Origin of the sequence: Rhodococcus sp. 21391, from assembly GCF_016772255.1 — a bacterium.
In the GTDB taxonomy this organism is placed as follows: domain Bacteria; phylum Actinomycetota; class Actinomycetes; order Mycobacteriales; family Mycobacteriaceae; genus Rhodococcus_F; species Rhodococcus_F opacus.
In genome coordinates, this window is record NZ_CP063781.1 from 134,781 (window position 1) to 155,605 (window position 20,825).

At 66.8% G+C, this 20,825-nt stretch carries 20 protein-coding genes; 11 read left to right on the forward strand and 9 right to left on the reverse strand.

The window, feature by feature from the left end; genetic code table 11:
• Positions 1–40: 40 nt before the first annotated feature.
• Genes GO592_RS00615 through GO592_RS00630 form a run of 4 tightly spaced genes read right to left on the reverse strand, consistent with a single transcriptional unit; the run spans position 41 to position 2,909 of the window.
• The gene (locus GO592_RS00615; protein WP_007301704.1) at positions 41–844 is read right to left on the reverse strand and encodes an SDR family NAD(P)-dependent oxidoreductase; all 804 of its coding nucleotides are present in this window, start codon (positions 842–844) and stop codon (positions 41–43) included.
• Between the two features lie 26 nt (positions 845–870).
• Entirely contained in the window at positions 871–1,266 is a 396-nt protein-coding gene (locus GO592_RS00620) for a MaoC/PaaZ C-terminal domain-containing protein (RefSeq protein WP_007301703.1), read from the reverse strand.
• Positions 1,263–1,718 carry a MaoC family dehydratase N-terminal domain-containing protein gene (locus GO592_RS00625; RefSeq protein ID WP_007301702.1) on the reverse strand — a complete coding sequence of 152 codons (456 nt, stop codon included), beginning with the start codon at positions 1,716–1,718 and terminating at the stop codon, positions 1,263–1,265. Before GO592_RS00625 ends, GO592_RS00620 begins: the two co-directional genes overlap by 4 nt.
• 3 nt (positions 1,719–1,721) lie before the next feature.
• Entirely contained in the window at positions 1,722–2,909 is a 1,188-nt protein-coding gene (locus GO592_RS00630) for a lipid-transfer protein (RefSeq protein ID WP_007301701.1), read from the reverse strand.
• Positions 2,910–3,221: 312 nt separating this feature from the next.
• On the opposite strand from GO592_RS00630, the gene GO592_RS00635 reads away from it, so the two are divergent.
• The 11 genes from GO592_RS00635 (at position 3,222) to GO592_RS00685 (ending at position 15,603) form a co-directional block, all read left to right on the forward strand.
• A complete protein-coding gene (locus GO592_RS00635) occupies positions 3,222–4,454 on the forward strand; it encodes a cytochrome P450 (RefSeq protein WP_007301700.1) in 1,233 nt (410 codons plus the stop codon).
• Between the two features lie 19 nt (positions 4,455–4,473).
• Complete coding sequence (locus GO592_RS00640) at positions 4,474–4,680, forward strand: ferredoxin (protein WP_007301699.1); 207 nt, start codon at positions 4,474–4,476, stop codon at positions 4,678–4,680.
• Entirely contained in the window at positions 4,677–5,630 is a 954-nt protein-coding gene (locus GO592_RS00645; protein WP_007301698.1) for an acyl-CoA thioesterase, read from the forward strand. The genes GO592_RS00640 and GO592_RS00645 overlap by 4 nt, the downstream gene beginning before the upstream one ends.
• Before the next feature lie 58 nt (positions 5,631–5,688).
• Positions 5,689–6,591 (forward strand): SDR family NAD(P)-dependent oxidoreductase, encoded by a 903-nt coding sequence (locus tag GO592_RS00650; protein WP_007301697.1) that lies wholly within the window; start codon positions 5,689–5,691, stop codon positions 6,589–6,591.
• Positions 6,592–6,667: 76 nt separating this feature from the next.
• Positions 6,668–8,233, forward strand: a complete 1,566-nt coding sequence (locus tag GO592_RS00655; protein ID WP_007301696.1) for an acyl-CoA synthetase — start codon at positions 6,668–6,670, stop codon at positions 8,231–8,233.
• Between the two features lie 9 nt (positions 8,234–8,242).
• Positions 8,243–9,400, forward strand: coding sequence for an acyl-CoA dehydrogenase family protein (locus GO592_RS00660; protein WP_007301695.1), 1,158 nt, complete (start codon positions 8,243–8,245; stop codon positions 9,398–9,400).
• Between the two features lie 47 nt (positions 9,401–9,447).
• Positions 9,448–10,674 carry an NAD(P)/FAD-dependent oxidoreductase gene (locus GO592_RS00665; protein ID WP_007301694.1) on the forward strand — a complete coding sequence of 409 codons (1,227 nt, stop codon included), beginning with the start codon at positions 9,448–9,450 and terminating at the stop codon, positions 10,672–10,674.
• A gap of 13 nt (positions 10,675–10,687) precedes the next feature.
• On the forward strand, positions 10,688–11,479 hold the full coding sequence (locus GO592_RS00670; protein WP_007301693.1) for an enoyl-CoA hydratase/isomerase family protein: 792 nt from the start codon (positions 10,688–10,690) through the stop codon (positions 11,477–11,479).
• A 45-nt stretch (positions 11,480–11,524) separates the two neighbouring features.
• Positions 11,525–12,697 (forward strand): CaiB/BaiF CoA transferase family protein, encoded by a 1,173-nt coding sequence (locus GO592_RS00675; protein WP_007301692.1) that lies wholly within the window; start codon positions 11,525–11,527, stop codon positions 12,695–12,697.
• Positions 12,698–13,030: 333 nt separating this feature from the next.
• Positions 13,031–14,341, forward strand: coding sequence for an MFS transporter (locus GO592_RS00680; protein WP_237720672.1), 1,311 nt, complete (start codon positions 13,031–13,033; stop codon positions 14,339–14,341).
• 104 nt (positions 14,342–14,445) lie between these two features.
• The gene (locus GO592_RS00685; protein ID WP_007301690.1) at positions 14,446–15,603 is read left to right on the forward strand and encodes an acyl-CoA dehydrogenase family protein; all 1,158 of its coding nucleotides are present in this window, start codon (positions 14,446–14,448) and stop codon (positions 15,601–15,603) included.
• A gap of 66 nt (positions 15,604–15,669) precedes the next feature.
• On the opposite strand, the gene GO592_RS00690 is transcribed toward GO592_RS00685, so the two are convergent.
• Genes GO592_RS00690 through GO592_RS00710 form a run of 5 tightly spaced genes read right to left on the reverse strand, consistent with a single transcriptional unit; the run spans position 15,670 to position 20,473 of the window.
• Positions 15,670–16,434, reverse strand: coding sequence for an IclR family transcriptional regulator (locus tag GO592_RS00690; RefSeq protein ID WP_007301689.1), 765 nt, complete (start codon positions 16,432–16,434; stop codon positions 15,670–15,672).
• A 56-nt stretch (positions 16,435–16,490) separates the two neighbouring features.
• A complete protein-coding gene (locus tag GO592_RS00695; RefSeq protein WP_007301688.1) occupies positions 16,491–17,486 on the reverse strand; it encodes a cyclase family protein in 996 nt (331 codons plus the stop codon).
• Entirely contained in the window at positions 17,483–17,758 is a 276-nt protein-coding gene (locus GO592_RS00700) for a hypothetical protein (protein ID WP_007301687.1), read from the reverse strand. Before GO592_RS00700 ends, GO592_RS00695 begins: the two co-directional genes overlap by 4 nt.
• Before the next feature lie 19 nt (positions 17,759–17,777).
• Positions 17,778–19,115, reverse strand: coding sequence for a TRAP transporter large permease subunit (locus tag GO592_RS00705; protein ID WP_007301686.1), 1,338 nt, complete (start codon positions 19,113–19,115; stop codon positions 17,778–17,780).
• Positions 19,112–20,473, reverse strand: a complete 1,362-nt coding sequence (locus GO592_RS00710; RefSeq protein WP_007301685.1) for an NAD(P)-binding domain-containing protein — start codon at positions 20,471–20,473, stop codon at positions 19,112–19,114. The genes GO592_RS00705 and GO592_RS00710 overlap by 4 nt, the downstream gene beginning before the upstream one ends.
• Between the last annotated feature and the right edge of the window lie 352 nt (positions 20,474–20,825).

The following is a 20,825-nucleotide window of genomic DNA, read 5'->3' on the forward strand; positions in this document are numbered from 1 at the left end:
GCGGGCCGATGAGGGTTTCGGGATTGCGGTCGGCACGGGATCAGCGGGAGCCGGCGTCGACGGTAAGACATTGCCCGGAAACATAATTCGTTTCCTGCAGGCAGAGTGCGTAGACAGCGCCGGCGGCCTCGGCGGGTGTGCCCGGCCTGCCGAGGGGGTTGGTGCGCTTGACCGAATCCATGACGGCCTGACTGACCCCGACCTTGATCTTGCGGCCTTCGATCTCGACGTATGCGTCGTCCGAGGCGACGGCCTCGGTCATTCGGGTGAGGATGAACCCGAAGGCGACAGCGTTGACGTTGACCCGGTAACGGCCCCACTCCTTGGCGAGGGTCTTGGTGAGCCCGATGACCCCGGCCTTGGCGGCAGCGTAGTTGGCCTGCCCGGGGTTTCCGAAGACACCGGAGACCGAGGAGACGTTGACGACCTTGCGGTGGTGATCGGTCGGATTGGCCTTGATGTACGGCTGAGCGGCGCGCAGAATTCGGAACGGCGCCTGCAGGTGCACGTCCAGCACGTTCTGCCATTGTTCGTCGGTCATCTTCTGGATGACGTTGTCCATGATGTAGCCGGCGTTGTTGACGATGATGTCCAGGCCGCCGAAGGTGTCGGTGGCGGTTGCGACGAAGCGGTCGGCGAAGTCGAGGTCGGTGACCGAACCGACGCAGGCCACCGCCTTTCCGCCTGCGGACACGATGTCGGCGACGGTCTCGTCCGCCGGCGCCTTGTCGACGTCGTTGACGACGACGCTGGCGCCTTCGGCGGCCAGTTTGAGCGCGACTTCGCGCCCGATGCCGCGCCCGGAGCCGGAGATGAGTGCGACGTTGCCGTCCAGGGTTTTCATGATGGGGGTCCTTGTGTTCGGCGGAATCAGTGGGTGGTGACGACGGCGGTGCCCGAGAGGGTGACGGTTCCGTCGGGGAGAGCGACAGTGAGATCGAGGTGGGCGAGGCCGTCCTCGACCTTGGCGACGGTGCCCGTGCAGGTCGGTGTGGTGTTGACCGGTGTGATCGCGGTGAACCGAACGTCGAAGCAGCGGAGGCGATCCAGCGGGAAGGTCGCGGTCAGCAAACGGCCCAGGTAGGCCATCGACAGCATTCCGTGGGCGAAGACGTCCTCGATTCCGACGGCCCGGCAGGCGTCGATGTCGATGTGGACCGGGTTGTGGTCTCCGGAGGCGCCGGCGTACAGGGCGAGGGTCGTGCGGGTGATCGTGGGGCAGTCGAGGGAAAAGGAATCTCCCGCGGTCAGGTATGCGGTGTTCATGCGGCAGCCTTCGGGTCGCGGACGACGATGGTGCTGGTCAGTGTCGCGATGGGGGCTCCGTCACGGCTGACGTGAGTGTCGCGGACGATGAAGTCGAGGGCGCCGCCCTTCTTGTCGTAGACGTCGGTGACCTCGGTCCAGAAGGTCAGCGTGTCACCGGCGTAGGCCTGGGCGTGATACTGGAATCGCTGTCCTCCGTGCAGGATTGCGCGCATGTCGACTCCGAGGTCGGCGAGGAATCGATGCCGGTCGGGGTTGTCCATCTCGAGGCAGAACAGAAACGTCGCCGGGATCGGGAGATCGGGGTACCCCGCGAGTCTCGCGGCGTCGAGGTCGGTGTACGCCGGATCGGGCTGTCCGGTCGCCTGCGCGAAGAAGCGCAACCGGTTGCGCTCGGCGGTGGTCTGGAATTCGGGGGTACGGGTGCCGACGATGGTCGGGTCGATGGGCATGGTTCAGGACAACCTTTCGAACAGGGTGATCACTCCGGCGGTGCCGAGGCCGAGGTTGTGCTGGAGGCCCAGGGTGGCGTTCTCGACCTGTCGATCGCCTGCCTCGCCGCGCAGTTGCCAGGTGATCTCGGCGGTCTGTGCGAGACCGGTGGCCCCCAGCGGATGTCCCTTGGACAGCAGACCGCCGGAGGGGTTGGTGACCACCCTTCCGCCGTACGTGTTGTCGCCGTCGAGGATGAACTTCTCGGCCCCGCCCTCGTCGCACAGGCCGAGCGCCTCGTAGGAGAGCACCTCGTTGACGGTGAAGCAGTCGTGCAACTCGACGACCGCGATGTCGGCGGGGTCGACACCTGCCTGCTGGTACACGTCCCGGGCGGCATTGCGGGTCACGTCCGTGCCGACCAGCGACATCGCACTCTTCTCGGCGAAGAGGTCGCCGCTGTCCGACTGCAGAGTCTGCGCGGCGATGGCGACCCTCGGGGTCAGTCCGTTCGCGCGGGCGAACTCGTCCGAGCAGACCACTGCCGCGGCGGCGCCGCAGGTGGGTGGGCAGCATTGCAGCCGGGTCAGCGGGCCGGCGATCTGCGGGGAGCCGAGCACCTGTTCGAGCGTGATCGGATCGCGGAACACGGCGTAGGGATTGTTCGCGGCGTGGCTGCGGGCTTTGACGGCCACCGCGGCGAAGGTCTCCGGGCTTCCGCCGTACTTGTCGAGGTACTCGAGGCCGGCCGCCGCGAAATATTGCGGAGTCATCGGGACGGCGGGATCGATGTCGTAGATGTCGCGCAGTGCCGCCACGAAGTCGCTCAGTGGCGCAGGTCGGTCGGTCCACTTCGCGCTCAGCGCACCGGGTGGCATCTGCTCGAAGCCGACGGCGAGCGCGCAGTCGACGGCGCCGGATTCGACCGCCTGACGGGCCAGCCACAACGCGGAGGATCCCGAAGCGCAGTTGTTGTTGACGTTCAGCACCGGTACCCCGGTCTTGCCGAGCTGATACACGACCCGCTGACCACTGGTCGAATCACCATAAACATACCCGGCGTAGACCTGCTGCACCCGGTCGTAGCTCAGCCCCGCGTCCGCGAGGGCGGAGGTCACCGCCCTCGGACCTTGGACGTCGTAGTTCTCTCCGGCGCTGGGTTTACTGAACGGTGCCATGCCTACGCCGGCCACCAGTACTCTTCGAGTCATTTTGTCTCCCTATCGCTCTAACGGTGATTCACTTTCGAGGATCGGTGGTGAGCCTGTCAAGGGGTGGGTGCGAATTTCGACACCGACCTGCGTCAACGCTTGCGCGCGACGCGGCACTCGTCAATATGTGACAGGTCGTTAGGCAGAATTGAGAAACCGTTGAAGGGCACCAGTCCAGGCGTAGCGACCGGATTGAACTCAGAATATGGACTCCGATCGAAGATCCTGCCCTTGACATCGAACGGAATAAGTGAAGTATGGTTTGAGCAGAAACCGATGGCGAGTGAGCTCGCCCGTGACAGGAGAGTTCCCATGCTCGACACCACCGAAGCCCCGGTATTTCCGATGCAGCGCGATGTCGCCCGGTGCCCCTTCGACCCGCCCGCACCGCTCGCAGAGTGGCGCCGAGAGGGGGCGCTCAGGCGGGTGCGGATCTGGGACGGTAGTGAGCCGTGGCTCGTGACCCGACACGAAGACATCCGCGCCGTGCTCAGCCACCCCACGATCAGCGCCGACACCGACAATCCGGGCTACCCCCACTCCTCGGCCGCCATCAAGGCGCGCCGGGCACGCGCGAAGACGTTCTTTCAGATGGACGGTCCCGAGCACGACGATCCCCGGCGGATACTCGCCCGCGACTTCACCGCGAAGCGGATGCAGGCACTGCGGGACCGCATCCAGCAGATCGTCGACAGCCTCATCGACGAACTGCTCGCAGGTCCGAAGCCGGTCGATCTGGTGGAGGCATTCGCGCTCCCGGTGCCGTCGCTGATGATCTGCGAGCTGCTCGGGGTGCCGTACACCGATCACGATCTGTTCCAGCGATTGAGCAAGGTTTTCGTCGCCAAGACGTCGTCGCCCGAGCAGACCACCGCGGCAGCGGAGGAACTGATCGGCTTCATCGCCGGTCTGATCGATGCGAAAAGCGCGGACCCGGGCGACGACGTGCTCAGCCGTCTCGCGGTGGAACAACTGAACCCGGGCCTGATGACACGCGAAGAGGTTGCGCGGATGGGCCTGCTGTTGCTCACCGCCGGCCACGAGACCTCGGCCAACATGATCGCCCTCGGGACGGCCGCACTGCTCGGCAGGCCGGATCAGGTGGAATTGCTTCGCACGAGCGAAGACCCGGCATTGCTGGCGGGTGCCGTCGAAGAATTGCTTCGCTACCTGACCATCGTTCACAGCGGCCTGCGCAGAGTGGCCACGCAGGACATGGAGATCGCCGGGACCATCATCCGGCAGGGTGAAGGTGTCATCCTGTCTCTCGATTCCGGCAACCGCGACACGTCGGCCTTCCCCGGTGACACCGCGGAGGGTCCGGACGCCCTGGACATCACCCGTCAGGCACGCCACCACCTCGCCTTCGGCTTCGGTGTCCACCAGTGCCTGGGGCAACAGCTGGCGCGCGTGGAACTGCAGGTCGTGTTCGGCACGCTGTTCCGCCGGATCCCCACCCTGGCGCTTGCCGAGCCGCTCGACGAGGTCGCCTTCAAACATGACATGTCCATCTACGGGGTGCACCGCCTGATGGTGACCTGGTGACCGGAAAGGGCCACAGCACATGAAAATTCACATCATCGAGGACAAGTGCGTCGGTGGCGGGCAGTGCGTGCTCGCGGCCCCCGACGTATTCGACCAGCGTGACGAGGACGGCGTCGCCGTTCTGCTGGTCGAGGATCCGCCGGTCGAGTTGCACGACGGGATCCGCGAGGCCGCTCGCCTGTGCCCGGCGGTGGCCATCGAACTCGCCGAGCGGGCCGAGACGTGACCACGGCTACGACGCCGGTGGAGGTCGACCAGAGCATCGGTGCCGGCCCACCCGAGGTTCGGTGGGGAACGGGACTCGTGGACTTTCTGCGCGTCGAACGCCTGGACCTGAACCTGTTCCGGGGATGGTGTCACGGCGGCTCGCCGATGCGGGCGATGGGAGGGCAGGTGGTCGCTCAGGCGCTCGCCGCTGCCGGGCACACTGTCGATCCGGAGCGCAAGGTGCATTCACTGCACGGGTACTTTCTCCGGGGTGGGGATATCCACAGGCCCGTCTACTACACCGTCGAACGCCTGCGTGACGGGCGTAGTTTCTCGGCCCGCCGAGTGGATGCAACCCAGGACGGCCGGCCCATCTTTACCCTGACCACGTCATTCAAGAGCCCCGAGGAGGGGGCCGAGCGGCAGACGACGATGCCGGACGTCCCTCCGCCGGACGATCTGACCGACGCCTTCGAATGCTGGGCCGAACTCAAGCCCGAGAGTTTTCTCGAGTCGAAGTACGCCCATGTGACGTCCATGCGCGTCGCCCCGTTGTCACCGAACGGTGCCACGTGGGCCGAGGAGGACGGTCAGCTCCGGCAGGCGGTGTGGTTCCGCACGAAGGACCCGTTGCCCGACGACCCGTTGCTGCACGCGTGCGCTCTGACCTATTGCTCCGACATCACTTTGCCGCAGACCTCGGGCCTGAATCTCGAATTGCTCTACCCGCTGCGGGCGGAGCCGTCGAAGGTGACCCTGGCCTCCCTCGACCATGCGGTGTGGTTTCACCGACCCTTTCGAACCGACGACTGGTTGCTGTTCGCTCAGCGCAGCACCTCGAGGGTCGATGGGCGGGGCTTCAACCTCGGCGAGTTCTGGAGCCGGGAAGGCACATTGGTCGCCTCCGTCACCCAGGAAGCGGCGATTCGTCCGCGGAGATCCGCGGGCCCGGCCGAGCCGAAAACCTAGTGAACGACCCCGACGGGCAACCCCCGACGGGTTGAATCTGTGCAGAAAGGAAGAATTCATGGGACAGCTGCATAATCGCGTGGCCGTCGTCACCGGGGCCGGTGGCGGCCTCGGCCGCGCGCACGCATTGCTGCTCGGCGCCGAAGGTGCCAAGGTGGTCGTGAACGACCTCGACGGCACTCGGTCCGTGGTCGAGCAGATCCGCTCCGCCGGCGGGGAAGCGATCGCGGTCGAAGGGTCGATCGCCGATTCCGCCACGGCAGAGCAGCTCGTCGCTGCTGCCATCGAGTCCTTCGGCGACCTTCACGTCATTGTGAACAACGCCGGTGTCGTTCGTGACGCAATGCTGTGGAACATGACCGATGAGCAGTTCGACCTGGTACTCGACGTACACCTCAAAGGCGCGTTCGGGCTCACCCGGGCGGCGGCACGGTACTGGAGGGACCAGGCGAAGGCGGGCGCCGTCGAAGACCGCTCGATCGTCAACACGACGTCCGCCGCCGGGCTGCACGGCAACGTAGGCCAATGGAATTACGCCGCAGCGAAGGCCGGTCTGGCGATTCAGGCCGTCGTCGGGGCAGAGGAATTGGGCCGATTCGGGGTTCGCGCCAATGCGATCTCGCCGGCGGCCCGCACCCCGATGGTCGCGACCGCGCCGACTCTGGCCGCGGCGGTCGCGGCACCGGACGACGACACCGCGTTCGACCGGTTCCACCCGAGCAACGTCTCGGCGCTGGTGGGTTACCTGGCCACTGCACGGTGCCCGTTCACCGGTCAGGTCTTCTCGGTCACCGGCGGCCATGTCGGGCTCTACGCGGGCTACTCCCTGGCCCACGCCCTCGACACCGACCGTGGGTGGTCGGTCGGCGACCTGGCCGAGCTGATGGGCGCTGACTCCTTCCCCAAGTCGGCCGAGGTCACCCGGCCCAGCCTGATCCAGCTCGAGGGTGTGGGCACATGAGCACCGCGGATTCCTGCACCTCGGCAACCATTCACCTGCCCCGGCGGCTCCGCCGCACGGAACATCGGGAGTTGCCGTGTTTCTGACCCACGCCTTACACCGCGCCCTCGCACAGCGGCCCGATCAGACCATGACTGTCGACGGCGACCGATCCCGCCCCACCCGCGAGGTGGCAGACCGGGTCGCCCGCCTGGCCGGGGCGCTGCAGCGGGCCGGAGTCGGAGTCGGCGACCGCGTCGGGATCGTGGCGCTCAACTCCGAACACCACCACGAGGTGTTCTTCGCCAGTTGGTGGGCCGGGGCGGTGGCGAACCCCATCAACACCCGTTGGTCGCCGGCCGAGATCGCGTACGCACTGACCGACTCGGGCACCGAGGTGCTGCTCGTCGACGATGCGTTCGCCGGATTCGGGCCCGAGCTGCGTGAGCGAGCCCCCGGCCTGCGGACCCTGATCTACTGCGGCGCAGGGCCGACGCCGGAAGGCATGCTGGCCTACGAGGAGCTGGTTGCCGACACCGCTCCGGTGCCCGAAATCCGTCGGAGCGGTGACGATGTGGCGATGCTGCTCTATACCGGCGGCACCACCGGCAAGCCCAAGGGCGTGATGGTCACCCACCGTTCGTTCATGACCTCGCTGCTGAGCTATCACCTCGCCGGTTCCTCGGTCCGTCCGGGCGGGGTCACGATGCTGACGGCGCCGCTGTTCCACATCGGTGCGCTGTTGAGCTGGTACGGGCAGACCCTGCTCGGCGGGACGCTGGTGTTTCTGCCCACCTTCACACCCGAGGGTGTGCTGAGCGCGATCGACGAACACCGCGTCACCGGGTGCGCGCTCGTACCGGCCATGATCCAAAGGATCTGTGAGCACCCGGATTTCGGCACCTACGACGTCAGCAGTCTCGAGTTCATCGGCTACGGCGCCTCGGGTACCCCGCAGAGTCTGCTCGACCGGGCGCTGGAACACTTCCCGTCGGTCAACTTCATCCACGTCTACGGAATGACCGAGACCGGTGTGCTCACCGTGCTGGGCGGCGCGGAGCACCGGGCAGGCGGAGCCAGATTGCGATCGACGGGCCGAGCCACCCCGATCGTGGAGATCGCGGTGATCGCACCGGACGGTCACCCTCTGCCACCCGGGCAGGTCGGCGAGGTGGTGACCCGGGGTGATCACGTGATGGCCGGCTATTGGGGAAAACCGGAGGACACCGCGACCGCACTCAGGGACGGCTGGATGCACACCGGGGACGGGGGATACCTCGACGACGCCGGCTACCTCTACATCGTCGACCGGCTCAAGGACATGATCATCACCGGCGGAGAAAACGTGTACTCCGCGGAGGTGGAGAACGCCCTGGCCGCCCACCCCGCGGTGGCCTCGTGCGCCGTGATCGGTGTCCCCGACCCGGATTGGGGCGAACGGGTGCACGCCGTGGTCGTGCCACGCCCCGGCCACTCGGTCACCGCCGAAGAACTACGTGCCCACGCCAAGACCCTCATCGCCGGTTACAAGGCCCCGCGCACCGTCGACTTCGTCGGCGCACTGCCGGTGTCCGGCACCGGCAAAATCCTCAAGCGCGAGCTCCGCGCGGCGTTCGCAGAGAACGACACCGCCGCGGCCGCCGCCACGACTTCCCAGAAGTGAGCAGCTGACATGAAACGCACCGTCTACGACGCGGACCACGAAGAATTCCGGACGATGATCCGGGACTTCATCGGCAAGGAGGTCCTCCCGCACTACCCGGACTGGGAAACGGCCGGCCAACCACCCCGCGAACTGTTCCACAAGCTCGGTGAGATCGGAGTCACCGGCTTCGGCATTCCCGAGGAGTACGACGGCCCGGGGGACACGAGCTACAAATTCCAGGCGATCATCTCCGAGGAGAGCGCCCGCGCCGGCATCATGCTCGGCCACTACGGTCTCAGCACCGGAATGGTGCTGCCCTACCTGCTGGCGCTGGCTACCGAGGAACAGAAGAAGCGCTGGTTGCCGGGTATCGCGGCAGGCGATCTGGTTCTGTGCATCGCGATGACCGAACCGGGCACCGGCTCGGATCTGGCCGGCATCCGGACCTCCGCGCGGCTGTCCGAGGACGGCACCCATTACGTCCTCAACGGCGCCAAGACCTTCATCTCCGGTGCCCGCAACTCCGAGCTGTGCGTCGTGGTGGCTCGCACCTCGTCCCCGACCGAACAGGACCGGCGAGCCGGACTGAGCCTGCTGATCGTGCCCACCGACAGCGAGGGCTTCGAGTACGGCCGCAACCTCGAAAAGATCGGCCTCAAGGCGAGCGACACCAACGAGTTGGCTTTCACCGACATCCGGGTACCCGTCGAGAACCTGCTCGGTGAGGAAGGCAAGGCCTTCTCCTACCTGGGTCAGAACCTGCCGCGCGAACGTCTCATGGTCGGCGTGGACGCCGTCGCCCGCGCTGCCGCGGCTGTCGAACTGGCCAAGGCGTACGTCACCGAGCGCAACGTCTTCGGACGGCCTGTGGCTTCGTTCCAGAATACCAAATTCGTTCTGGCCGAATGCGATACCGAGGTCGAGGCCGCGCAGGCGCTGGTGGACCGGGGGATCGAACTCGAACACGAAGGCGCGTTGTCCCCGGCCGATGCGGCACGAATCAAGTTGTTCACGACCGAGACCGCCGGCCGCGTCGTCGACAAGTGCCTGCAGCTGCACGGGGGGTACGGATACATGCGCGAATACCCCATCGCCCGGCTCTACACCGACGTGCGCGTCAACCGCATCTACGGCGGATCCAGCGAGGTGATGAAGACCATCATCGCCAAAGACCTCGGCCTGTAGACGAGAGAGCCGAACGTCGTGAGCGAACCGAACCGAAGGAATATGCGATGACACTCCGAGATGTCGTCGTCGTCGGCGCATCGGCGGCGGGATTGACCGCCGCCGAAACACTGCGCCGGGACGGCTTCGAGGGGCGGCTGACGGTGATCGGCGACGAGCCGCACGCCCCCTACGACCGACCGCCCCTGTCCAAGCAGGTGCTGCGCGGCGAGTGGGAACGTGAGCGCGTGGCTCTGCGCGCCCAGGAGTCGCTCGACGCCCTCGACGTGGACTGGTTGCTGGGCACCAGAGCCCAGCGCCTGGATGTGGGTGCGCGCACCGTCGAGTTGGGCGACGGAACACGAGTGCCCTTCGACGGACTGGTCGTTGCCACCGGGGTGCGGCCCCGGCGACTTCCGTTCGGCCACGATCTCGACGGAGTACATGTGCTGCGCGGAGTCGACGACGCGTGGGACCTGAGGGAGGCACTGCAGGAGCGCCCGCCCGTGGTGGTCGTCGGTGCCGGATTCCTCGGCGCCGAGGCTGCGGCAGTGGCCCGGGAATTGGGCTGTGCTGTAACGATTGTCGATCCGCTGGACGCGCCGATGGTGCGCCAACTGGGCGCCGGTATGGCGGCGCGGGTCGCCCGGCTGCACATCGACCACGGAGTGGACCTGAGGTGCGGCACGGGAGTCGTCGGCGTCACGGAAGACGGCGGACGGGTCACCGGTGTGCGCCTCGGCGACGGCACGGTGACTCCCGCCCGGGTGGTCGTCGTCGCGATCGGCTCGGTACCTGCGGTCGACTGGCTGCGCGACAGCGGTCTGCCGGTCGGCGACGGACTGCTGTGCGACGAGTACTGCGAAGCCGCACCCGGCATCGTCGGCGCAGGCGACGTCGCCTCGTGGATTCATCCCCGGTTCGGCCGAATTCGCGTCGAACATCGGATGAACGCGACTGAGCAGGGGATGGCCGCGGCCCGGACGCTGCTCGGCCACCGGACGCCCTTCGCCCCGATCCCGTACTTCTGGACAGACCAGTACGACAGCAGGATCCAGGTGTACGGACGCATCTCGACTGACATCGAGTTCACGATCGTCGACGGTGATCCGGAGGACGGTCCGTTCGCCGCCGTGCAGTTCGATGCGCACGGCCGGCCCCGCGCCGTGGCCGCCTGGAACATGCCGCGGACCGCGCGCACGTGGCGAGCACGACTCGTCGACGCCGCATCGACCCCGCAGCCCACACCATCGACGGCGGGCGTCGGCCCGTCACACATCACAGACGCTGAGTAGTGAGGACACAACCATGACCGAGACGGTCGTATATCGAGAAGAAAACGGTGTCGCGACGATCGCGATGAACCGCCCCGAGCGCCGCAACTCCTTCACGATCGAGATGGCCGACGGGCTACTCGAGGCCCTCGAACGGGCGGAGAACGACCGAGGCATCCGAGCGGTCGTCATCACCAGCACCGGCGACCACTTCTCCGTCGGACGCGACAACGCCGACACCAACCCGCCGCCGTACCCGGCGGGAGACCACCTGCGGGGCCGCACCTCGCTCATGCGCTATACGCGCCTGGTGACCTGCATGCACGATATGAACACGCCGACCATCGCGGAGATCCGCGGTGGCTGCGCCGGAGCCGGAATGTCCTTCGCGCTCAACTGCGATTTCCGGTACGCCTCGACTACGGCGGTGATGAGCACCGCGTTCGTCAAGGTCGCCTTCGGCGGTGACCTCGGCGGTGTGTGGCACCTGACCCGGCTCGTCGGTCCGCTCCGGGCCAAAGAGTTGCTTCTGCTCTCCCCGAAGCTGCGCGGCACCGAACTGCTCGACTGGGGACTGGTCAACGACGTGGTACCGCCCGAGGAACTTTCGGCGAGGGTGATGGCCACCGCTACCGAGATCGCGTCCTACTCGCCCACGGCGGTCGCAGCGGCGCGGCGCAATCTGCAAGCCGCGACCAGTCTGTCCCTGGGAGACTACCTGCCCCTCGAGGCGGAGCAGTTCGCCGTCTGCGCGGCCTCGCCGGACTCGGAGGAAGCGCGAATCGCCTTCCTGGAGAAGCGTGTTCCTCGATTCGCGGCCGTCTGACGTGTGCGCGCACACCTCGAACAACTCCCACCGAGAGCTACTGCCATGACCTCTTCGCCCCCCACGCGTGACCCGATTGACCAACGCGGTCCGCTGTCCGGCATCCGTGTCCTCGAACTCGGCGGCATCGGACCCGGACCGTTCGCGGGCATGCTGCTCGGCGACCTCGGCGCCGAGGTCATCCGCGTCGACCGCGTTCAGGACGCGGGAAAGTCAGACCCGCATCCGATCCTGCACCGCAATCGCCGCTCCGTCACGATCGACCTCAAGGATCCGCGGGGCGCCGACGTCGTGCTGGCGCTGGCCGAGACCGCGGACGCTGTGATCGAGGGTTTCCGTCCCACAGTCGCGGAGCGGCTGGGCGTCGGCCCCGATGCCCTGCTCGCCCGGAACCCGGCACTGGTCTACGCACGGATGACCGGCTGGGGCCAGGACGGACCGCTGGCCGCGGAACCGGGCCACGACATCAACTTCATCGCCCTCACCGGGGTACTCCATGCGATCGGGCCGGCCGACGAGCCGGTCGTACCGCTCAACCTCGTCGGCGACATGGGAGGCGGTGGAATGTTCCTCGCGTTCGGACTGCTCGCCGCAGTCGTCAACGCGCGGAGCACAGGCCGCGGCCAGGTCGTCGACGCGGCGATGACCGACGGATCGGCAACCCTTCTCGCTATGATCCACGGCTTCCTCAACGCGGGAGGGTGGCAGGACGAGCGTGAACGCAACTCCATCGACGGTGCAAGTCCTTGCTACGGCGTCTATCGGTGCTCCGACGACCGCCATATCGCCCTCGGGGTGGGGGACTCGCGTTCGTACACCGCTCTCCTCGAGGTTCTCGGCCTCGCCGACGATCCGGACTTCGCCGACCGGCGCGACCAGGGGGCGTGGCCTGTGATGCGCAAGAAGCTCGGTGAGGTGTTCTGCACTCGGGGCCGGGACACCTGGGAGCAGGTGTTCGCCGGTCGGGGAGCCTGCGTGACTCCGGTACTCTCCCTGACCGAAGCACCCCGGCATCCGCACAACGTGGCCCGAAACACCTTCCGGACCAGTCCGGAAGGACACATCGAACCTGCTCCGGCGCCGCGGTTCTCGGGGACCCCGGCCGCCGAACCGTCCCGTGCGCCCGTCGTCGGTTCCGACACCGACGGAGTGCTCGTGCACGCCGGCTACGGACCGGACCGCATCGCACAACTGAGAGCCCGGGGCGTCGTCGGATAACTCGAGGTAGCGACACCGTCGAACACGACGGACAGCAGCAGGCGACCGCCTTGCCCGTGGATTCATGGGCAAGGCTATCGGTCGTTCGCGGCCCGGCGCAGCCCGTCTCCTGCGATTTAGTGATCAACTGTTAGAGAATATATCCAGACTTCATAGCTGTGAACATTACAAATTGAAACAAGTGAATCGATAAGCGGCTGAAACCTTGCGCAGGCAAAGTGTGGCGTGCTTCACTTCTGGAGAGACGCGAGCCCGTGATGTGTCACCGGGACAGGCGAACTCGACGTGGGAGCGCTCCCACCATCAGATAACTCATCCGAGGAAGGTCGCTCAATGACTGTTGACCAGTCTTCTCCGGCAGCACAACACTCGTCCGGGACCCGCGTCCCGGTGTCCCGGCGCCAAGCCTGGACGATTGTGGTGCTGCTCTTCACGTTCCTACTGCTCAACTACGCAGACAAGGCGATCGTCGGCCTCGCCGGCGTCGAGATGATGGACGATCTCGACATCGACGCCGGTGCGTTCGGCCTCGTGCAGAGCGCCTTCTTCTGGCTCTTCGCGGTGGGCGCGATCCTCGGCGGCTACTTCGTCGGCAAGGTGCCGGCCCGGTGGCTGGTCGGCGGCGTCGCCCTCCTGTGGACACTCAGCTTGGTTCCGATGGTGTGGAGCACGAGCTTCACCGTCCTGATCATCACTCGGATTCTGCTCGGATTCGCCGAAGGGCCCAGCGCTGCAATGGCCTTCGGTATCACCCATACCTGGTTCGCCCCGGAGAAGCGTGCCCTGCCGACCTCGATCGTCGGTGCCGGCGTCGCAGTCGGTCCGGTCGTCGCCGCACCGGTGATCACCGCGCTGATCACCAGCTTCGACTGGCACGCAGCCTTCGCGGTCGCGGCGGCGGCCGGTGCACTGTTCGTCGCGGCATGGCTGCTCCTCGGCCGGGACGGCCCCGAAGCGGTCGGGCACCAGCAGTCCTCGATCGCCCTGCTGCCCGAGCACGTGCCCTACCGGCGGCTGCTCACCTCCGGAACGGTCATCGGGGTGGCGGTGCTGTTCTTCGCCACGTTCTGCACTGCCGCAACGAAGATCAGCTGGCTGCCCTTGGCGCTGCGTCAGGGATCGGGCTACGACGCGAAGACGGCCGGCTGGCTGGTGTCATTGACGTACCTGGCCAGCGCAGTCCTCATGATCGCCTTCGGAGCGGTCTCGCGGGCAATGACCAAACGGGGCGCGAGCGTTCGCGTGGCGCGAGGGTTGTTGCCGTGCGCGCTCGTCGGGATCGGCGGCCTCAGCACCAGTGTGTGGCTGGTTCCCGATCCCGGACCGCTGCAGACCATTCTGCTGATCGTCGGTGCCGCACTCGTCGTCGGCGCGCAAGGAGTGGCGTGGTCGCTGCTTTCCGACGTCGTTCCGGCCAAGCAGCGCGGCACCGTAATCGGCACGATCGTCGCCTTTTACAGCATGGGCGGGATCATCGCTCCGTTGATCCTCGGTGGCTTCGTGACGGGCGCCTCGACGCCGCTCGCGGGCTACCAGTCCGGGTTCGCCCTGCTCGGAGGAATCTTGGTCGTCGCGGGAGTGGTCGGTGCCCTGCTGATCAGGCCCGAGCGCGACGTCGCTGCGTTCGCGGCGGCCGACAAGTAGTTCACAGGGCCGGCGTCATACCCGGCGCGGTGGGTCCCGATCGTGTGATCGCGGCCCGCCGCGCCGGCGATGTTCGGTCACCCGCCCATGAAGGAGTGAGAAAAATGCAGTCAACGTCGGTGAGCGATACGCACTCGGAATTCCGGTCGACGGTCCGCGATTTCATCTCGAAGAATGTCGTTCCGTACCAGGAGGAGTGGGAAGATCAAGGGCGTCCACCGCGTGAATTCTTCCGGCAGCTCGGTGATCTGGGGATCCTGGGCATCCAAGTGCCGGAGGAGTACGGCGGCAGCGGAGAGGCGAGCTTCCGTTTCAGCAGCATCGTGTTCGACGAGGTTGCCCGCGCCGGCGTCTCGTTCGGCTCCTACACCGTTCACTGCTGTCTGATCCTGCCGTATCTTCTCGAATACGCCACGGACGAACAGAAGGCACGGTGGTTGCCGGGCTTCGCCGCCGGCACCCTCATGACGGCGATCGCGATGACCGAACCCGGAACCGGCTCGGATCTGGCGAGCATCTCGACCACGGCAACGCTGTCCGCGGACGGAAAGCATTACATCGTCAACGGAGCGAAAACGTTCATCACCGGAGGGGTAACGGCAGATCTCGTCCTCACCGTGTGTCGGACGGTGCCGTTCGACCCCGAGAATCGGCGTGCCGGGCTGTCCATCCTGTGCGTTCCGACGGACAGTCCGGGATTCTCGGTCGGGCGAAACCTGAAGAAGATCGGACTGCGTCAGCAGGACACGGCCGAACTCTTCTACAACGCCGTAAAGGTTCCGGTCGAGAACCTGCTCGGCGCCGAGGGTGTGGCGTTCGACTACCTGACTCACAATCTGCCGCAGGAACGGATGAGCATCGCGCTGAACGCAGCGGCGCACGCGGAGGCGGCGATTCGGCACGCGACCGCATACGTGCAGGATCGCAAGGTCTTCGGAAAGCAGGTCGCCGCATTCCAGAACACCAAGTTCGTACTCGCCGAGTGCTCGGCAGAGACACGTGCCGCACGCGTGTACGTCGACCACTCCCTCGATCTTCTCGACCGCGGGGAACTGTCCGTCGCGGACGCCGCGCGCACCAAGTTGTTCTGCACCGAGGTGGCGGCCCGAGTGATCGACAAGTGTCTCCAACTCCACGGCGGATACGGCTACATGACCGAGTATCCGATCGCGCGTCTCTACGAGGACACGCGGGTCAGCCGTATCTACGGCGGGACCAGCGAGGTCATGAAGTCGATCATCTCCAAGGATTTGGGGCTGTGAGCGTGAGTGCTTCGAATCCGCGCGACCGCCGCGGATCAACCCGTGGACGTCGACGAAGTCGCCCCGCTATCCGGCGACGGGTACCCGTGTGCCGACGGTGGTGGCTGCGCGGCGGACTTCGGGGATCAGTTGGGCGATTCGGGTGTCGGTGAGGGAGTCGGCGGGTCCGGTGACACCGAGGACGGCGACCAGTGTGCCGTCGGAGGCTCGGACGGGGGCGGTGACGGAGGCGATGCCGTAGAGGCGTTCGCTGACCGACACGGCGAAGCCGTCGCTTCGGATCTTGTCGAGTTGGGCGAACAGTTCCGCTTTCGAGATGGTCGACCCACTCGCCAGTGCCATGTCACCGATACCGCCGACGATTTCCTCGACCTCCGCGGTGTCGAGATGAGCGAGGATCGTCTTCCCGGCGCCGCCCAGGTAGAGCGGTAGGCGTTCGCCCACGGGGAGGATGTAGTTGAGAGGGTTGTCGCTCTCCACCCGGGCGATGAGCACTCGGGAGGACTCGACCTTCACGTACATCGACGCGGTGAACCCCGTACTCGCGGCGAGCTGCTGCAGCGTCGGCTGAGCGAGAACGCTGAGCGGGTTGGTGACCATGAAAGCGTGCGCGACCGCGAGCGCGGCCGGGCCGGCGGTGTAGGTGTCGCCGATCCGGGCGGCGTACCCCCGTTCGAGGAGCACCCCGAGGATCCGCTGCACGGTCGCGACGTGCAGCGAGGAGTGACGCGCGACTTCACTGAGTCGCAGGGGTTGTTTTGCCTCCTGGAGGACGCCGAGCACGTCGAACGCGCGGTCCAGAGATCGCATGTTGTTGGTCGGCGCCGCCACGTTTCCTCCTCGATTCACCTACTTTCGATGAAACTTATCATTGTGCGATAAACCTGTCAGCGAATGGCGGTCGCGTTGCAGGGCGAACCGACCCCGCCGACGAAGTTCAGTGGCTTGACGGTGAGCAGGGCGTCCCAGGTGTGGGTGCGGCGGCTGTCCTCGACGAGTGCGGTGAGGTTCCACAGTTCGCCTAGCGGGACGCCGAGTTTGCCGATCAGTTCCTGGTGCATCATGCCGGCGTCCTCGGGGGCGGACTCCGCGAACGGGCTGTCGGGGAGGACCGGGAGAACTTCGACGGCGAAGGTGTCGGTGCCGCAGAGCGCGATCTTGTTGTTCCACAACCACTGTGCGAGGTAGCGGCTCTGTGCGAAGCCGGTGGAACGGCGACCGGCACGGACCTCGTTGCGTTGGTCGTCGGTGGCGGTGAGGTACCAGTGCGCCCAGCCGGTGTGGACGAGAATCAGGTCACCGCAGCGGATCTCACAGCCCTGGCGGTGCGCGGCGGCGTCCAGATCGGCAGGGTCGAGCGCCGGACCCTGGGCGTGGTCGAGCGGATGCCCGCGTTCGGCGTGGAGCGCTTCGAGGTCGAGGAGCAAGCCGCGGCCGACGATCGGGTCCTGCGACCAGGCCTGGATCCCGAGAGCCGGACTACCTTCGGTGACCTGGTCGTCGGGGACGCCGCCGTAGAAGCCGTGCCCGGACACCCGCCGGTGGCGGAGTCCGTCGAGATGGCTGCTGGCCTGCAGGTAGAAGCCGTCGAGGAGGTCGTCGCGGGATTCGGCGTGCGCGGAGACGATGGTGTGCTTCGGCGCCGTGCGCGAGCGGGCCATGGGTGGGTCGAACGCCCCGAGCGGGTAGTCGAGGGCGAACACCGCACCCCGGGTGACCAGGGTGGCGGCGTCGCGGACCTGTTCGGGTCCGGCGAAGTTCGCCGTCCCGCGGTCCCGGTTGTCGAAGACTCCCCAGCTCGACCCGGCCGGGGCGTCGTCGGTGCGGGCGCACAGGTCGGCGTAGGTGGAGTCGGCACCGATCGTGTTTACGGGCCTGGTCATCCGACGTGCTCGGCGGTGCGGGCGGGAGAGTCCTCGTTTCCGAGGGCGTCCTCCTCTCCGCCGTGGTGGAAGTACGACAGGACGAAGGCGAGTAGTCCGGCGATGCCCGCGGCGCCGTAGGCGTAGGGGGCGAGCAGTTCCTCGACGTGGGTGACGACGACGCCGTCGCCGAGGATCAGTCCGACGGTCTGGCCGAGCACGATCGCCAGTCCGCCGAGCAGGAACGCGACGACGCTGATGCGGAAGAGGGTGGAGAAGGATTTCTGAAACATGACGTGTCCTGTCGCGGGATTAGACGGGGAGGAGGCCGAGGGCGATCAGTACCCCGATGCCGAGGATGGGAACGCAGTAGTACTTCAGGAGCGGCATGAAGATCTTCGACGGGTCGATCCGGGCGATCCCGGAGGCGACGTAGATGGGGGCACCCGAGGGCGGGGAGGCGCCCTCGGTGGACGCGAAGACCAGAACGGCGGCCGCGGCCACCGGGGCGGCGATGCCGGTGCCGACCAGCGCGGCGACGGCGACGGGACCGACCGAGGCCATGGTGGCAGAGGCGGTCAGCGGGATCGCGATGACGACGATGATGATGCCGACGAGCATCGCCATCAACCAGGATGGCGCGCTGAGGCTTTCGAGCATGGAGGTCAGTTGCTGGGGCAGCTTCAGCTTGGCGAGCACCGCCGATGCGGAGAATGCGGCGACGATGGTGATGCCGATGACGCCGAACTGGGGAGCGGCGTCGCCGAGGACCTTCCACCAGCCCGTGGTCGTCTTGGGCAGGTGCCGGCGTCCGAGGAAGAGCACCAGCAGGATCATCAGGACCGGGATCCAGGTGATCAGGCTGAGGGCACTCGACATCACCAGGTCGGTGTAGTGCGCGATGGGTGCGGCGATCGGCCCGCGGGTGAGCAGCAGCGGGATCAGGATCGGGACGAACAGCAACAACGAGGTCCACCCGACCCGCAGGCTCCGCTTCACCGGGATGCGGTCTTCCGGGGCGATCGGCTGCAGGCCGTTCTTGCGGACCAGGTAGTAGCTCAGGACCAGTCGGTAGCCGAGGCACCAGAGGCCGGCGATGGCGAGGGGAACGATGATGTCGTCGGCGGCCATCATCCCGGTGACGGTGCTGGACCCGACCAGGATGAACATGGTCGCGCTGAACGGGAACGTCACGCCCATGCCCGCGCAGCCGGCGACGACGGTGGCGGAGAGTTCGCCGCTCACGCCGGAGCGTTTCATCCACGGCACGGTCACCGAGCCGACCGCGGCGGTGACCGAGGCCCCGACGTGGGCGATGGCACCGAACATGCCGCCGGCGACGGTGGACGTGTAGATCGGGCCGCCGCGCAGGCGGCCGAGGAACGAGTTGAGGATGTCGATGAGCCGGTCCAGCACCGGGGTCTTCGCGAGGATGAAGCTCATGAAGATGAACGCCAGCCCGGCGAACGTCACTTCCTCCTGCATCGAGTTGACGAAACCCTCCCACATGTATTTCGGGGCGTCACGGCCGGCGAACGCACCGACGACGACGAACCCGACGATCATCGCCTCGCCGATGTTCCGTTTGAGCACCGCGTTCCAGAAGACGATGGAGGCGATGAACGCCAGCAACGCCCAGATGGCGATCATGCCGCGACCTTACGGGCGGCGATGATCGCGGCGCGGCGCTGCGCCTCGTCGGCTTCGACTGCCCGGCCACCGGCCAGGCTGGTGAACGCTTCGGCCGCCGGGATGATGATGACGCCGTCGTCGTCGGCGACGACGAGGTCGCCGGGGGCGCAGACGACACCGCCGACAGCGACCGGGACGTCGATCTTGCCGGGGCCGTCCTTGTAGGGGCCCGAGGGGTTCACCGCACGCGCCCACACACCGAAGCCGATTTCCTGCAGGACGTCGATGTCGCGGGCGGCGCCGTCGATGATCATGCCGACGCAGCCGCGGGAGCGGGCGCGTTCGGCGATCAGCTCGCCCATCAAAGCCCGGTTCTGGTCGCCCTGTCCGTTGATGACGATCACCTCACCCGGTTGTACCTTCGCCAGCGCCTGGTGCAGCGCCTTGTTGTCGCCGGCACGGGTCCACACTGTGCGGGCACGCCCGACGATGCGTGCACCTTTCCACATTGCGTGGATACCCGAATCGACCATGCCCATGCGTTGGCGGGCGTCGCCGATGTTGGCGACCGGGAGCCCGGCGTAGGCCTCGAGCAACTCGTCGGTGGCGCGGCCATTCGCGTCGGCGAGGGTGCGGTGCACCTCGGCCGTGGCGGACGCGAGGACCGGGCGGACCCCCAGGGTGTCGAGGAGCTCGACCGAAGCGGCCGCCTCCACCGAGCGTCGGGCGGCGTGCTTGCGGGTGCCGTCCCGCAACCGGTCGAGGGCTGAGAAGCTGCCGGACAGTTCACCGGCGATCTGCGCACGCACCCACTGCTCGGCGTCGGCGGCGACCCCTGCATCGACCGATTCGACGATCAACGCGCCGAGGCCCTTCATGAACGTGCTGCGCAGCAGCTTGCGGTTCGAGGCGTCCCCGGGAGCGCCGGCGATGTCCTCGACCGAGGCTCCGAGCGCCTCGAAATGCGCGGTCGCCGAGGCTGATCCGTCGCCGCTGATCACCAGGGCGGTACGTGCCCCGTGGGTGGGGACTGACCCGACCACCGCGACATCGGCGAACGAGGCGCCTGCCGCGCCGACCACGTCGGCGACCTGCGCCTTGATCTCGGCCGGCGCGGCGTTCATGTCCGCGTAGCAAATGCCGTCCGACAGATGCGGTGCGGCGTCGGTCGCTGCCCGCACCGCCACCTTCGCGCTGGTCAGGCTCAGCACCAGATCCGCACCCCGCACGGTGTCGGCGACATGGTCGAAGCGCAGCACTCCCGCGGGGGTGGCGGTGTCGGCCGGGTCGAACCCGGTCACCTCCCAGCCTTTCCCGAGGAATCCCGACGAGTAGAGACTTCCGGCTTCACCCAAGCCGAGGATCGCAACCTTCATAATTTCCTCTCATACTGTGATAACCTCTATCACATGATGCAGTAATGGTGGTCACAGCGAGACGTGCTTGTCAAGGCGTGGGACGTCCAGAGAATTCGGCCGAACAGTGGTGTGGGCAGCAGATGCCACGCGCCATTTCGGCATGTCGAATAGTCGGTGAGCGGAAGGTCGACGGGCTCCAAGCCAGGTCCAGTGCGCTCCGGCCACGCGCCGCGGAATCGACATCGTCAACGAACGGGTGTCAGGCACAGAGATCGAAAGTGGCGGCTAGTCGTGAATATGATTGGTTCGGGCCAGTTTTCGTCTCGGCCGACTCGCGCGCTCACGGGAGGTCTATCGGCGGTCGATCATC